Raw genomic sequence first — 13759 nt, forward strand, 5'->3', positions numbered from 1 at the left:
AGGTAAGTGAACTACTTGGCAGTTCTTGCTTGAGCATCATGCTTAAGTATAGAATTTATGGAAATGAAATTCATTTAGTAAACAAAACCATCATGGAAAAGCAAACAAAGAGTAAAACAAGAAAAATTGCCGCATGGGTGATAATTGGACTAGTGGGTGCGTTGGTTATTATGAGCGCCACCATGAAACTGACACACGCTGAAGAATTGGTAACTAATTTCACTAAATGGGGATTGATTGATAACCTCACGTTTATAGGAATTGGCGAATTGATTTTCATCATTTTATTTATTATTCCCAGAACATCCTCCCTTGGGTTTCTTTTGTTAACCGCCCACTTTGGTGGAGCCATTGCCACTCATCTACAACATGAGGAATCGTTTATAATGCCTGCCATTATTTTGACTGTGATCTGGATTGGTAATTACCTGCGCAATCCCGAAATGCTGGCAAGTTTTACGAAAAAATAATGGACATAAAAGCAATAGCCGTATTAGGCGCCAATGGCCGAACTGGAATTGAAATTGTAAAACAAGCCCTGGAAAAAGGTTGGGTTGTAAAAGCATTGGTTCGCGACAAACAAAAAATCAAACTTGCAAATCCCAATCTACAAGTCATTGAAGGAAATCCTATGCGTATAGATGATGTGAGGAAAGTTATCAAGGAAACACATGCCATCTTTGTTGCGCTCAACATTGGAAGGAAATCTGACCTGCCTTGGGCAAAAGTGACTTCGCCACTTGATTTATTGTATACAAGTATGAAAAATATAATTTTCGCAATGAATGAAAACGGTGTAAAGCGGGTGATAACTGTTTCAGCCTGGGGAACAGGCGATAGCTACAAAGAAACAAATTGGATATTTAAATTTCTTATCAAAAAGACCAACGTTGGTGTAGCCTACGCAGGTCATGAAGATCAGGAAAGAGTACTTCGTACAAGCGGACTGAAATGGACATCTGTTCGACCGGTTGGCCTTAGCAGCAGTGAAAAGCAGAAGCAAGTTCGGGTAAGCATTAAAGGCGATAAAAAACTAAACATGACCATCAGCCGAAAAGATGTTGCCCGCTTTATGCTGGACATTGTTGATGATGAAAAGTATTACCAGCAAGAACTTTCTATTTCATCAGAATGACTTTATCCGGTAGCGGAGTAACGTGCGTCCGATTTAAATTCCCTTTTGAATTGTAAAATGAACCGATCAGACTTTATAAAAATAATGGGAGCAGCAACAATAGGTTTTGGGACTTCAAATGTAAAGAGCTGGGCCAATTCGATAACCGGCTTACCCGAACAGGAAGTAACCCTTCCGGTTCTTTTTACTTCGCACGGAAACCCAATGGACATACACCTTCCTCATAAAGCGAATCCTTTTTTAACTTATCTTTTTGATTTAGGTGTTGACTTACGAAAAAAATATCCAAAAGAAATTAAAGCCATATTGGTAGTATCAGCACACTGGTGTACCAAAGGCACATACGTAAATGTTTCTCCGTGGCCGGAAACGATTTACGATTTTTACGGTTTCCCTCCCGAATATTACACTATAAAATACATGGCTCCAGGTGCTCCGGAATTTGCCAAAAATGTAGCAGAAGCCATCCCTGCAATTAGAACTACAACCGAATGGGGTTTCGATCATGGCAATTGGCCCATGCTTCGTCATCTTTTCCCAGATGCCAATGTACCGGTTTTTCAGATGAGCATTGATTATTATCAATCTCCTCAATACCACTATGAGTTAGCAGTTCAACTGAAGAAATTAAGAACGAAGGGTGTTTTGATTATCGGCAGCGGTTCCGTTGTTCATAATCTTCAATTGGCAAGTTCCAGACTTTTCAAAGGCGATAAAACCTTGTATGGATGGGATAAGGAATTTGATGAATGGATAAAACAGAGAGTGGTGGACCGCGACATAAAAAGTTTGATGAATTATGAAAAAACAAAATTTGGAAAAATGGCTGCCCCGACTCCCGATCATTATGTGCCGCTAATTTATTCTATGGCTATGCTGAATACCAACGATACTATAGAGCACACCTATGAAAGTCTTTTGCCTGCATTTAGCGACCGTAGTTTCATCATTGAATCAACCCATTAAACAATAGTATAACATGACCTTACATTATGATTTTGAGCTTCCAAAAAGAACAGGAGCCAAACCAACTACCACACCGAGCAATCCTCACATGCAATTGGATCAACAACCAAAAGACAGAAAGCTGGTGGATGAACTCATTGGTTGGGCATTCTCGCTTCCTGATATTTCAAAGGAGTATAGCAAAATCTCTGTACCCGGAGCACAGGCCATGTGTATGTCAGAAGAAAAAATGTGCACACATTGTAATGCTTTTATGGTTGAAACGGAATTTGCGCATTTTCATCCTGCTCCGGATGGCAGTATGCACTTAGGCCTCCCGCAGCGTGATGTAAAAAAAGTAATTGAACTGGGTTGGGGCGAATTGCATCCTGTAGTGCATAAAGGATGGTTGCCGCCAAACTTCATAATGGTTTACGCGCCCAGAAACGAAGAGGAGGCCGATGAGATTAAAAAAATTATTTTTCGCTCCTACCAATTTGCAATAGGTGAAATAAGCGATTAATGAGGCGAAGTTTGGGTCAGTAAAAATAAATTCTACTAAAAAAAAATTAACCATGCACGAAAATGATTTTCAAATATTGAAGCACGCCATCGAAAACATGATGCCTGCTAACAAAATACTCGGTTTAAAAATAGTTGAGATTACAGCAGGCTCGGTTCATATTCATGTTCCATTCAAAGAAGAGTTTATTGGTGATTTTATACAAGGCCGCTGGCATGGAGGTATTCTGGCCGCCATTGCCGATACTGCCGGAGGAGTGGCCGGGGCAACGGCTTTACATTCACCCAATGACAGGCTGAACACCATTGATATGCGCATTGATTATTTACATGCAGCCGTTAAGGCGGATGTACAAGCAAAAGCACGAATAATTAAACAAGGGAAGACAATCATTAAGGTTGATGTAGAATTGTTTCAGCCCGATAATAAAGAACCGGTCGCCCTCGCAAGATGTGTGTATAGCGCATTAAGGAGTGAATCTTAACATGAGCCGCTCAAATTTATGCAAAAATCAGCTTGTTTGAGCTAAACTCCCCAACCGAAAGAATTCTTAAAAGAGTGGGTTTAAAAAAAATGTATATCTTTGCACTCGACCAAAAAACTAATTTGGTCGATAAATAGTTTGGGAAGAAACAATGGAAACAACAATGGACATTAAAGACGATGTAAGTGAGGTCATCCTAAATTCCGCTAAAACCATCTTTGCCAGATATGGTTTTAAGAAAACCACAATGGATGAAATAGCTCATGCTTCAAGAAAAGGCAAAAGTTCCATCTATCATTACTTCAAAAGCAAAGAAGATATTTTCAAGGCAATCGTTGAAAAGGAATCGGATGTGTTAAGTGCTGCCATAGCAAAAGCAATCAATGCAGAAACTACCTCTGAAAAAAAAATACGGGCTTATGTTTTAACAAGAATGAAAGTTATTAACAAATTAACCAATCTATACAGTGCTTTAAAAGATGAATATCTGGAGCATTACAGTTTCATTGAAAATGTCAGAGTGAAGTATGACACCGAAGAGGTTAACACCATCAAAGGAATATTGAAGACGGGTGTTGAAGAAGGTGATTTTAAAATAGAAGACATCAACCTCACCGCCTTTGCCCTGGTCACAGCACTGAAGGGTTTAGAATATCCTTTATTCATTAAAAACAATTATGCAAAAACAGAAAATCGGTTTGAAGGATTGCTGAACGTGCTTTTTTATGGAATCATAGCGAGGTAATTTTTTTTTAACCCATTATCGACCAAAAAACTAAAATAGTCTAATTGTAATTAATAGAACTAACAATGAATATGAAAGTCAATAAACTGCACATCGCTCTTTGGTTTTCCGTTATCCTGGCCGGATGCTCGTCAGGAGAGAATACATCATCGGAAAGTGCGAAGCACATTTCCCTTAATGTTAAAACAGAAGAAGTAATTCAATTTAAAGGAAGCCATACAGTTGGGTATTCCGGGGTTGTGGTGCCAAAGAAAAATACACCACTCAGTTTCTCGGTGCCGGGAACCGTTTCGAAAATAGCAGTAGAAGAAGGACAGCAGGTAAACAAAGGCCAGTTGCTGGCACAACTAAATCCATCGACTATGGAGAACACCTACCAGATGGCATTTCAAAAATTACAACAGGCACAGGATGCGTATAACCGGTTAATGCCGATGCATGAAAATGGTACCCTGTCTGAAATAAAATGGGTGGAGGTAGAAACAGGATTAAGTCAGGCAAAATCGGCTACAGCCATTGCAAAAAAAGGACTTGACGATACAAAACTATATGCTTTTACAGCGGGTGTGATAGGTAAAAAATCGATTCAGGAGGGAGAGAATGTATTTCCAAATATTACAGTTTTTGAATTATTCGACATCAGTAAAGTATATGTAAAAATTCCCGTACCAGAAGATGAGATCAGTTCGTTCAAAAAGGGAGATCAGGCCATCATTACTGTTGGAGCTATCTCTAAAACAATCACCGGTATTGTAAGAGAAATTGGTGTTTCGGCTGATATATTTTCACACTCCTATCCGGTAAGACTTGAAGTTGACAATTCTGATTTAGCCATTAAGCCGGGTATGGTTTGTACAGTCAACTTTGCAACCCAAAACAAGGCGACCGGTGTTCTTATCTCTAACAAAGCAATGCAGCAGGATTTACAAGGGACGCAGTTTGTATATGTGATAGAAAATAACACGGCTCAAAAGCGAGCGGTGAAAACCATTGCTTTAATCGACCAAAAAATTCTGGTCAGCGGAAATTTGAAAGAAGGTGATAAAATCATTGTGGCAGGGCAAGACAAACTTCGCCAGGGCTCACAGGTAAACATTATAAAATAGCATCATGACGACACATAAGTTTAATGTCATAGAATTGGCTATGAGGTATAAGCAAATAGCCATTACCATAACAAGTCTGTTGGTGTTGTTTGGTATATTTTCTCTTTGGGTAATGCCCCGAAATGAATTTCCTGAGTTCATCATTCGACAGGGATTGATCATCGGTGTATTTCCGGGGGCTACTTCCGAACAGGTGGAAGACCAATTAGCCACCAAAGTGGAAAGTTTTCTTTACGGTTTTAAAGAAGTAAACCGGGAGAAAACGTATTCCATATCCAGAGAAGGAATGTTGGTTGTGTTTGTGGAAGTAAACAACAACGTAAAAGACCCTGATGGCTTTTGGGATAAAATAAAATTCGGCCTCAGCGAATTAAAATTACAGTTGCCACCGCAGGTACTTGCGCTGATTGCCAACAATGATTTTGGCGATACAGCCGCTTTGCTACTTACCATACAATCAGAAAGCAAAACCTATAAAGAGCTGGAGAAAGAATTGAAAATTATCGAAACGGAATTGCGAAAAATAAAGGCCGTTTCTAAAGTAAAACACTACGGAATTCAACAGGAACAGATAGCCATTTATCTGGATAATGCTAAACTGGCTTATTACGGTGTGCGTCCTATTACGGTGCTTGCCGCCATGCAATTGGAGGGTGCTGTGTATTACGGTGGCGAACTCAATAATTCAGAATTGATTACACCGATACATATTCCAGCAAATTTCAAATCGGAAGAAGACATTAAAAACCAAATCGTGTATGCCGATCCTGCTGGTAACATCATCCGGATGAAAGATATTGCTACTGTAGTTAGAAAATATAAGGAACCTGACTCTTTCATAAAAAACAATGGGGCAAAAAGCTTGCTGGTGTCATTGGAAATGCAACCTGGCAACAACATTGTTGATTTTGGGAAACAGGTGGATCAATCCCTCGCTTCCATCCGGACTAAAATTTCTTCTGATGTAAATCTGGATAAGATTGCTGATATGCCAACAGCCGTAGATCGTTCCATTATTCATTTCCTGAAAGAATTTTTCATTGCTATTATCGCTGTGATCATCGTTACGATGTTGTTATTGCCTTTACGGGTAGCTGCGGTTGCCGGCGTAACGATCCCCATTACCATTTTTATAACCGTAGGCATTTTATATTTATTAGGTGTTGAACTACACACCGTTTCGCTTGCAGGATTAATCGTTGTATTAGGCATGGTGGTGGATAATGCCATTGTTGTTATTGATAGTCATGTAGAAAAATTAGATCATGGCGAAACGCCCTGGGATGCTGCCTGGAAAAGTGCGACAGAACTTTTTGTTCCGGTATTTTCTGCTACCCTTGCCATTATCGCTACCTATGTTCCTTTGGTATTTTTCTTATCTGGAATGACCGGTGATTTTGTTGGTTCTCTGCCTGTTACCATTGGTGTGGCCTTGTTTACGTCTATGCTGGTGGCCTACTTTCTGGTTCCTTACATGAGCTATGTATTTATCAAAAAAGGAGTCAGGAAAGGAGAAGCGGAAGAAGCAAAAGCCGATAAGAAGTCACTACTCGATTGGGTGCAACAGTTTTATAATAGCACACTCGAAAGTGCCTTCAGAGGACCAAAGCTGACCATGCTGGTAGGCTTACTCTCCATTTTATTAGGCGGAGCAATCATGGCACTGTTGCCACGACAGTTATTTCCAAAAGTGGAGAGGAATCAGTTTGCCGTAGAAATTTATCTACCGGAAGGATACACACTTGCCCAAACAGTTGCTGTTGCCGATAGTATGGAGGTATTGCTCATGAGTGATAGTCGGGTGGTTAATGTAGCCTCCTTCATGGGTACCAGCTCACCACGTTTCCACACTACCTACGCACCTAATTTCCCATCAAAAAATTATGCGCAGTTGGTAGTCAATACCATAACAGCCGACGATGCCGTGGCAATATTGGATGAATATGAAGCAAAACGCAATATTTTTCCAAATGCCTATGTGCGCATGAAACAATTGGATATGCTGAGCACAACCGCTCCGATTGAAGTACGGATTTCCGGTAACAACATTGATTCCATAAAAGCCATCGCTGAAAATGTAAAAAGTATAATGCAACAAAACGATGCTGTTATATGGGCGCGTACGGATTATCTTAATAAAAGGCAGGGTGTGCGTGTAGATGTGAATGATGAACTCGCCAACCGGTTAGGGTTGACCCGAGGACTAATCGCCTCTTCAATAGCATCTGGTTTCTCTGGGATACCTATAGGTACAGTTTGGGAAGGAGATTATCCGGTAGATGTGAAGGTCATTAATCCAATCGATAAAAGAGATGGTTTTGATGATATCGAAAATCAAAATGTAACATCCCTGTTTTTGAGTGCCACAGTTCCTGTGCGACAGGTAACTACCATAACCACCGACTGGAGCGAAGGGCAAATTATCCGCAGGAACGGTGTACGAACTATTACGGTGCGAGCGGATGTAAAAAGAGGGGTGCTACCTTATAAAATATTAGCTGAACTAAAGCCGGAACTCAAAAAAATAAAAACAGGTTCCGATGTTCAACTCACGTATGGCGGTGAGGAGGAAAGTGAATTGGAAAATTATACACCGCTGAGCAAAGCCATGCTGGCAGGCGTAATGTTGATTTATTTTATTTTGCTTTTCCAGTTTAAGCGATCGAGATTAGTCTTTTTAGTGATGCTGACCATGCCTTTAAGTTTTCTGGGTGCGGCTATGGGTTTAGTACTTACCGGTTATCCTTTTGGGCTTACCTCCTTCCTCGGAATAATGAGCCTTATGGGTATCGTCGTGCGCAATGGCATTATCCTGATTGATTATGCTGAAGAGCTCCGCAACAAGAACGGAATGTTATTGGCGGAAGCAGCGGTGGCTGCCGGTAAGCGTAGAATGCGCCCCATATTTCTCACTTCTTTTGCGGCTGCCGTTGGCGTGGTGCCGATGATTGTAAGTGGCTCATCTCTTTGGGGGCCTTTAGGTGCTGTAGTTTGCTTTGGACTGCTGATATCCATGATACTTACCTTGTATGTGCTGCCTGTGATGTATCATCAATCACTTAAGAAATCAATTGCTTAAAATTCTTTAGAATGAAAAAGATAATTATCATAGCTGCCACTTTATTTCTCATAACAGAAGGATACAGCCAGACAACGCTGAGCCTACAAGAAAGTAAAGACTTGGCGATTAAAAATAATGTACACATTAAAAACAGTGCATTGGAAATGGAGATGGCTCAGGAGGTAAAGAAAAATGCTTTTACCAACTACTTTCCTAAAGTAAGTGCAACAGCATTTGCTATGCGTGCGATGAACCCCATCATTAAATTCAATATGCCGGGAGGAAATTTGCCGGTATATGACGGCAATCCGGCTAACCTCGCAACGGCAACAGAGTTTGCTTATTTTCCAGGTTTAAACCTCCAGCTTTTAGATAGAGCAACGGTTGGATTACTCAATATAACCCAACCCATTTTTGTTGGTGGAAAAATCAGCAACGGAAATAAACTCGCCCAATTGGGAGTTGACGTAAAAGAGAAGCAACAACAATTAAGTTTAAATGAAACGCTATTAAAAACAGAACAACAATACTGGCAGATTGTAGTGCTTCAGGAAAAAGAAAAGACCATCGCACAATATGAAGCGTTGTTAAACGATGTAAGCAAGCAAGTAAAGGATGCCTTCAAATCAGGGTTAATTATTAAAAACGATGCGTTGAAAGTACAGATAAAGCAAAGTGAACTTAGAACCAATAAAAGCAAACTGCAAAGCGGCAAGCAGTTAGCGATTAGGCAGTTCTGTCAAACCATCGGTATAGTGTATGACTCAGCGCTGGTATTGCAGGAAGATTTGCAAAACATACAATTGCCAAACACTTATTACACCGATATCGAAGCTGCATTACCAAACCGGGCAGAATATCAGTTGTTGCAGCAATCGGTAAAAGCAGAGCAGTTACAAACTAAAATGAAAAGGGGCGATTATATGCCTCAGTTAGCTGTAGGTGCTGCTGGTTATTCCTTCAACAGCTATTACGAAGGAACTAATACTACTACCAATGGTTTGGTTTATGGCACAGTGTCTATACCCATTTCCGATTGGTGGGGAGGCTCGCACGCCATCAAGGAACATAAAATCAAGGAACAAATTGCCGAGAACACTTTCAATGATACCAAAGGTTTATTAAAGCTTCAGATGGAAAAAGCCTGGACTGATGTAAACGAATCTTATCGTCAAATTATAATGATGGAAGAAACTGTAAAGCAAACCGATGAGAATCTGAAAGTAATGCAGACCAGTTATAACAGTGGTGTTGTCACCCTTTCGGACTTACTGGAAGCACAAGCACTGCAAACAGAAACTGCTGATAAATTGATTGAAGCCAAAACTCAATATCAACTGGCAATATCAACCTATTTACAAGTTACCGGTACCAGTAGAGAGGTTAAGAACATGCGTTAAAGCAATGCTATTTGTACTCAAAAGTAGAAATGGCTAACCATCTGGATTAAATGATAGAATAGAAATTAATGAATGAATTTTAAAAGATGAAAAGGAAAGTATCATTAGTATTATCAAGTGGCGGCTCAAGAGGGCTGGCTCATATTGGTGCTATTAATGAATTGGAGAAACAAGGGTTTGAAATATCCTCTATTTCGGGATCTTCTATAGGCGCTGTTATTGGCGGACTCCACGCGATGGGTAAATTACCCGAATACACCGATTGGGTAAAAACAATAAACCGACAGGTAATCTGGGGACTTTTGGATTTTGCTTTGTCAACCTCCGGGTTACTGAAAGGGGATAAAGTATTTGACAAAATGAAAACAATTATCCCCGACATGAACATTGAGGAGATGCGTATTCCTTTTGCGGCTGTAGCTACTGATCTGCTGAACGAACGCGAAATGATTTTTAAATCGGGTAGTTTTTATGAGGCCATTCGGGCATCGGTAGCAATTCCAACCGTTTTTATACCGGTTATGTATAAGAACTTATTGCTGGTAGACGGGGGGGTGTTAAATCCGGTTCCCATTGAGTATGTAGAACGTAAACAGGATTACATTCTTGTTGTGGTAAATCTATACGGAGATAAAAAAAATGAATTAAACAAAAATGTTTTGCCAAATAACAATTCGAACGATAACCAGCTTAATGGCCTCATGAAAAATATGGCCAAACTGGTTTCATCAGGAGATAAAGGAAGTTTAGGTTATTATTCTATGTTAACCACAACCACTGCTGCTATGATACATAAAATTGCCAGGCAGCATATTGAAAGGTACAAACCGGATATCTTAATCAATATCCCTAATGATTCGGCCAATACCTTCGACTTTCATAAAGCAGATGAACTGATAAAAATAGGGGAAATGGTTGCCAGTGAACAAATAACAAAGTATAGAATATTATAATTATTAAGAGATGGGAAGCTATTCTAAACTCCGTAAAATTATTCATGTTTTTCATCTCTATGGGATCAATTTATTGGGAAAAAGAAAATATGACAACTTCTATCAAGATCTAAAAATGGATAAGGTTTTTGTATTAGGGCTAATCTTCGAGTTGGAACTTGTTACCAAAAATCAACTTAATGATGAAGATGCGTATTCAGCCCAGGTTCCAGCTTATATTATAGAAAAATTGATTAAATAATTAAAACACATTGACATGAGTGCACAAAAGAAATACAAAATGTATGAAAATCCGATAATGGAATTTCTATCGATCGAGTGTGTAATCTTAACTCTGTCTAAAGCTTTGAATTTTAAGATAGAGCAGTATGAAAGAACAAGAATCAGCATTCAAGAAAAAAGTATTAAAACAGTTTTTATCAGGTGACAACCTGTTCCGAAAGGACGGAGCCTTAGCGCCGATACTCAAAGAGTTTTTGGAAGAGGCGCTCCACGCAGAGATGGAAGAGCATCTTCGGGATGAAGAAAATGGTTGGTCATCGGGCAACAAGCGAAACGGCACGGGCAACAAGATTGTCAAGAGTAACCTGGGAGAAGTAACGATCGAGACCCCACAGGACCGAAAAAGTGGCTTTGAGCCTAAAATAGTGAAAAAAAGGCAGCGCATATTAGCCGACAGTCTGGAAGACCAGATCCGCCCTGTATGGCATGGGAGGCAGTATGTGGGATATATCAGCCCATATCCGGGAGATGTATATACAGAGGTCTCCACCGAAGTGATCAGCGGGATTACAGACCGGGTGGTCCCAAAGGTGAAAGAATGGCAGAGCCGTCCTTTAGAGGATGTATATTGTATCGTATGGCTTGATGCGATGCACTTCAAGGTGCGGGAAGATGGTAAGGTGAGGCATAAGGCCCTGTACAATGTTTTGGGTATCAACAAATAAGGGAAGAAAGAGCTGTTGGGCATGTTTCTTTCTGAAAGTGAGGGGGCCAACTTCTGGCTCCAGGTCCTAAGTGACCTGCAGCACCGTGGGGTAAAGGATATCCTGATCGCCTGTACAGATAACCTGACGGGATTCCCTGAAGCAATCCATTCTATTTTCCCTAAGGCTGAGGTACAGCTCTGTATCGTCCACCAGATCCGCAACAGCCTGAAGTATGTAGCTAGTAAGGAGCAGAAGGAGCTTGCCGCTGACCTGAAACTTATCTATGGGGCAGATACCAAAGACGGGGCAGAGTCTGCCCTGTTGGACCTGGAAGAAAAGTGGGGGAAGAAATACCCTGTGGTGGTCCGTTCATGGAACAGCAACTGGGAACGTCTTAGTGCCTATTTTGCCTATACCAAACCCAACAGAAAGATCATTTATACCACCAACGCGGTTGAAGGCTATCACCGGCAGGTTAGGAAAGTCACCAAAATAAAAGGGGCTTTCACAAGTGATATGGCACTGCTGAAACTGGTGTATCTTGCTGCAAAGAGGATCGAACGGAAATGGACGGCCCCTATCCATAACTGGGGGTTGACAGTCCAACAGTTTGCCATTAGATTTGAGGGGAGGTTAGTTTTGGACGCGGAATAAAATAATTATTTAGTTCCCTTCTCTTGGGTTACCCCAAGAGAAGGGAAGGACAGAGTTCGGCTAACACTCCCCTCCCACATTGTATAAACGTAATTAGGGCTGAAGTGCTTGATTAGCCTTTTTCTACAAATTAATTTTTTACATGTGCGTGTCTTTGTTCAAAAAACCGTATTAAAATCAAGCAAAACGTAAAGTCTTTCATAAGAAACAAAGCCATCCTTTCAGGTGGCTTTAATTGTGCAAAAAGGAGTAACCTTTTCCTAAATCCCATAATGCTTAGCAACCGCCGTCAGAATCATATCTCTCATTGAAGCCTTGGTTTCCCTACCTATCTCATATTTTAACTTATCGAACATATCAGTTGGAATCCGGAGTGAGTAGATTTTCACATCTTCTGTGTCAAACTCTTTGCTTGATGATTTTTCTTTTTGTTGTATCTCAGATTCAGGGTTGATCAGCATTCCGAGACCTCTTTGTTTTGCGCCAAGGTTTTTGTTTCCCTTGCTAGGATCGTTCAGTTTCTTCGCCATATTTTTATCAGTTTAACTTGCTTAAAATTTCATCGACCAGCAGTTCATAATCCTTAGCTCCGTTCGAGTCTGGTGCATAGTCAAATATGCTTTGTCCCTGCAGCTGTGCTTCGGCCAATGCTACGTTGATTCGGATTTTGGTGTCGAACACTTTATCCTGGAGATCCTCGGTGAGTTTCTCCACAATGGTTTTGGTCAGGATTCGGTTTGGGTTGATTTGGGTAATAAACACTCCACCGATTTCCAATTTATCGTTTAGGTTGTCCCGGACTTCTTTCACTATGCCCAAAAGCCGGTCCACTCCTTTGTAAGCAAAGTACTCTCCTTGTAATGGTAGCAAAATGGTGTCACTCGCTACCATGGCATTGACGGTCAATAACCCAACCGAAGGAGGGCAGTCAATGATGATGTAGTCGTATTCTGAGCGGATAGGCTTTAGGAGTTTATGGAGGATTTGCTCTCTTCCAATTTTGGATACAATCTCCATTTCAGCTCCCAACAGATCGATGGAGGAGGGAACCAAGTCCAGGTTTTCGGAGACATTAAGGATCGGTAACTTTTTATTCTCCCGAATGGAATCATAAACAGATAATTCAGGATCACCTTTTCCCAGTCCCTCAGTCAGGTTTGCTTGGGAATCGATATCCAACAACAAAACTTTGAAACCTTTTTTGGCAAGCCCAGCACCGATGTTTATGGAGGAGGTGGTTTTACCAGTTCCTCCCTTGTGATTCATGATGGAGATTGTTTTCATGGCTCTTTGGTTTTAACTAAAGATATGAAAACATTTTTCCATAAAAAAGTATTTATATAAATATGTATTTACTTTTGATTAATTCTGGTTTCCAAGTTCTCGATGATCAGGTTCTTTGATCGCACCAATTCACTGTATGAGTTATTCTCAGCAGCTAGGCGTTTCACTTCATTTTGAAGTCTTTCGATTTCTGCTTGGAGCCGGTCAAAAAAGTTTTGCTCGCTCCCTAGTTTGTCCGAGTCCATTTCACTATCCTCGATGGTGGTAATAAACATTTCTCCCTCACCCGTAGCTAACCAACTTAGGTTGATGTTATGTTCTCGCTTTAGGAGGATCTTAATCTTTCCAGAAACGTTGTTCTTGCCTCGTTCTATGTCTGAATATCCTGCCTGAGTCAAGCCCAAAGAAGCCCCGAAATCTGCTTGGGTTTCTTTTAAGAATTTCCGGATGATTTTTAGGCGTTGATTTTCAGTCATTTATGAGTGATTCTTATTTTTAAACGATAAATTTTTTTAATAATATAGCAAAACCATATATTTT

Annotated in this window: 14 protein-coding genes and 1 pseudogene; 12 read left to right on the forward strand and 3 right to left on the reverse strand. The window is 40.5% G+C overall.

The window, feature by feature from the left end:
- The first annotated feature begins 92 nt into the window (after positions 1 to 92).
- From FHS59_RS15990 to FHS59_RS16045, 12 genes and pseudogenes are all read left to right on the forward strand, one after another.
- On the forward strand, positions 93 to 470 hold the full coding sequence (locus FHS59_RS15990; RefSeq protein ID WP_014773257.1) for a DoxX family protein: 378 nt from the start codon (positions 93 to 95) through the stop codon (positions 468 to 470).
- The gene (locus tag FHS59_RS15995; protein WP_014773258.1) at positions 470 to 1135 is read left to right on the forward strand and encodes an NAD(P)-dependent oxidoreductase; all 666 of its coding nucleotides are present in this window, start codon (positions 470 to 472) and stop codon (positions 1133 to 1135) included. The genes FHS59_RS15990 and FHS59_RS15995 overlap by 1 nt, the downstream gene beginning before the upstream one ends.
- A gap of 84 nt (positions 1136 to 1219) precedes the next feature.
- Positions 1220 to 2101, forward strand: coding sequence for a dioxygenase family protein (locus tag FHS59_RS16000; protein WP_014773259.1), 882 nt, complete (start codon positions 1220 to 1222; stop codon positions 2099 to 2101).
- 13 nt (positions 2102 to 2114) lie between these two features.
- Positions 2115 to 2603 (forward strand): luciferase domain-containing protein, encoded by a 489-nt coding sequence (locus tag FHS59_RS16005; protein WP_014773260.1) that lies wholly within the window; start codon positions 2115 to 2117, stop codon positions 2601 to 2603.
- Positions 2604 to 2655: 52 nt separating this feature from the next.
- Positions 2656 to 3087, forward strand: a complete 432-nt coding sequence (locus FHS59_RS16010) for a PaaI family thioesterase (RefSeq protein ID WP_014773261.1) — start codon at positions 2656 to 2658, stop codon at positions 3085 to 3087.
- 151 nt (positions 3088 to 3238) lie between these two features.
- Complete coding sequence (locus tag FHS59_RS16015; protein WP_200820542.1) at positions 3239 to 3832, forward strand: TetR/AcrR family transcriptional regulator; 594 nt, start codon at positions 3239 to 3241, stop codon at positions 3830 to 3832.
- Between the two features lie 71 nt (positions 3833 to 3903).
- Positions 3904 to 4938 carry an efflux RND transporter periplasmic adaptor subunit gene (locus FHS59_RS16020; protein ID WP_103923946.1) on the forward strand — a complete coding sequence of 345 codons (1035 nt, stop codon included), beginning with the start codon at positions 3904 to 3906 and terminating at the stop codon, positions 4936 to 4938.
- A gap of 4 nt (positions 4939 to 4942) precedes the next feature.
- Positions 4943 to 8017: an efflux RND transporter permease subunit gene (locus tag FHS59_RS16025; RefSeq protein ID WP_014773264.1), complete on the forward strand. Its 3075-nt coding sequence runs from the start codon at positions 4943 to 4945 to the stop codon at positions 8015 to 8017.
- 11 nt (positions 8018 to 8028) lie between these two features.
- Positions 8029 to 9399 (forward strand): TolC family protein, encoded by a 1371-nt coding sequence (locus FHS59_RS16030; protein ID WP_184496414.1) that lies wholly within the window; start codon positions 8029 to 8031, stop codon positions 9397 to 9399.
- Between the two features lie 86 nt (positions 9400 to 9485).
- The gene (locus tag FHS59_RS16035; protein ID WP_014773266.1) at positions 9486 to 10352 is read left to right on the forward strand and encodes a patatin-like phospholipase family protein; all 867 of its coding nucleotides are present in this window, start codon (positions 9486 to 9488) and stop codon (positions 10350 to 10352) included.
- 10 nt (positions 10353 to 10362) lie between these two features.
- Positions 10363 to 10593, forward strand: coding sequence for an acyl carrier protein (locus FHS59_RS16040; RefSeq protein ID WP_184496415.1), 231 nt, complete (start codon positions 10363 to 10365; stop codon positions 10591 to 10593).
- A gap of 127 nt (positions 10594 to 10720) precedes the next feature.
- Positions 10721 to 11935: pseudogene (locus FHS59_RS16045) on the forward strand (IS256 family transposase).
- A 260-nt stretch (positions 11936 to 12195) separates the two neighbouring features.
- Here the strand turns inward: FHS59_RS16045 and FHS59_RS16050 are convergent.
- From FHS59_RS16050 to FHS59_RS16060, 3 genes are all read right to left on the reverse strand, one after another.
- Positions 12196 to 12465 carry a hypothetical protein gene (locus tag FHS59_RS16050; RefSeq protein WP_014773269.1) on the reverse strand — a complete coding sequence of 90 codons (270 nt, stop codon included), beginning with the start codon at positions 12463 to 12465 and terminating at the stop codon, positions 12196 to 12198.
- Between the two features lie 7 nt (positions 12466 to 12472).
- Positions 12473 to 13219, reverse strand: coding sequence for a ParA family protein (locus FHS59_RS16055; protein ID WP_103923800.1), 747 nt, complete (start codon positions 13217 to 13219; stop codon positions 12473 to 12475).
- Positions 13220 to 13287: 68 nt separating this feature from the next.
- A complete protein-coding gene (locus tag FHS59_RS16060; RefSeq protein WP_103923801.1) occupies positions 13288 to 13695 on the reverse strand; it encodes a helix-turn-helix domain-containing protein in 408 nt (135 codons plus the stop codon).
- Positions 13696 to 13759: the final 64 nt, after the last annotated feature.

It is taken from the genome of Algoriphagus iocasae, assembly GCF_014206875.1.
Taxonomy (GTDB): Bacteria; Bacteroidota; Bacteroidia; order Cytophagales; family Cyclobacteriaceae; genus Algoriphagus; species Algoriphagus iocasae.

What these genes read in the sequence shown, in the direction of transcription:
- FHS59_RS15995 (WP_014773258.1), top strand. Translation starts at nt 470, where the DNA reads ATGGACATAAAAGCAATAGCCGTATTAGGCGCCAATGGCCGAACTGGA.
- FHS59_RS16015 (WP_200820542.1), top strand. Translation starts at nt 3,239, where the DNA reads ATGGAAACAACAATGGACATTAAAGACGATGTAAGTGAGGTCATCCTA.
- FHS59_RS16055 (WP_103923800.1), bottom strand. Translation starts at nt 13,219, where the DNA reads ATGAAAACAATCTCCATCATGAATCACAAGGGAGGAACTGGTAAAACC.
- FHS59_RS16005 (WP_014773260.1), top strand. Translation starts at nt 2,115, where the DNA reads ATGACCTTACATTATGATTTTGAGCTTCCAAAAAGAACAGGAGCCAAA.
- FHS59_RS16040 (WP_184496415.1), top strand. Translation starts at nt 10,363, where the DNA reads ATGGGAAGCTATTCTAAACTCCGTAAAATTATTCATGTTTTTCATCTC.
- FHS59_RS16060 (WP_103923801.1), bottom strand. Translation starts at nt 13,695, where the DNA reads ATGACTGAAAATCAACGCCTAAAAATCATCCGGAAATTCTTAAAAGAA.
- FHS59_RS16010 (WP_014773261.1), top strand. Translation starts at nt 2,656, where the DNA reads ATGCACGAAAATGATTTTCAAATATTGAAGCACGCCATCGAAAACATG.
- FHS59_RS16020 (WP_103923946.1), top strand. Translation starts at nt 3,904, where the DNA reads ATGAAAGTCAATAAACTGCACATCGCTCTTTGGTTTTCCGTTATCCTG.
- FHS59_RS16050 (WP_014773269.1), bottom strand. Translation starts at nt 12,465, where the DNA reads ATGGCGAAGAAACTGAACGATCCTAGCAAGGGAAACAAAAACCTTGGC.
- FHS59_RS16025 (WP_014773264.1), top strand. Translation starts at nt 4,943, where the DNA reads ATGACGACACATAAGTTTAATGTCATAGAATTGGCTATGAGGTATAAG.
- FHS59_RS16000 (WP_014773259.1), top strand. Translation starts at nt 1,220, where the DNA reads ATGGGAGCAGCAACAATAGGTTTTGGGACTTCAAATGTAAAGAGCTGG.
- FHS59_RS15990 (WP_014773257.1), top strand. Translation starts at nt 93, where the DNA reads ATGGAAAAGCAAACAAAGAGTAAAACAAGAAAAATTGCCGCATGGGTG.
- FHS59_RS16030 (WP_184496414.1), top strand. Translation starts at nt 8,029, where the DNA reads ATGAAAAAGATAATTATCATAGCTGCCACTTTATTTCTCATAACAGAA.
- FHS59_RS16035 (WP_014773266.1), top strand. Translation starts at nt 9,486, where the DNA reads ATGAAAAGGAAAGTATCATTAGTATTATCAAGTGGCGGCTCAAGAGGG.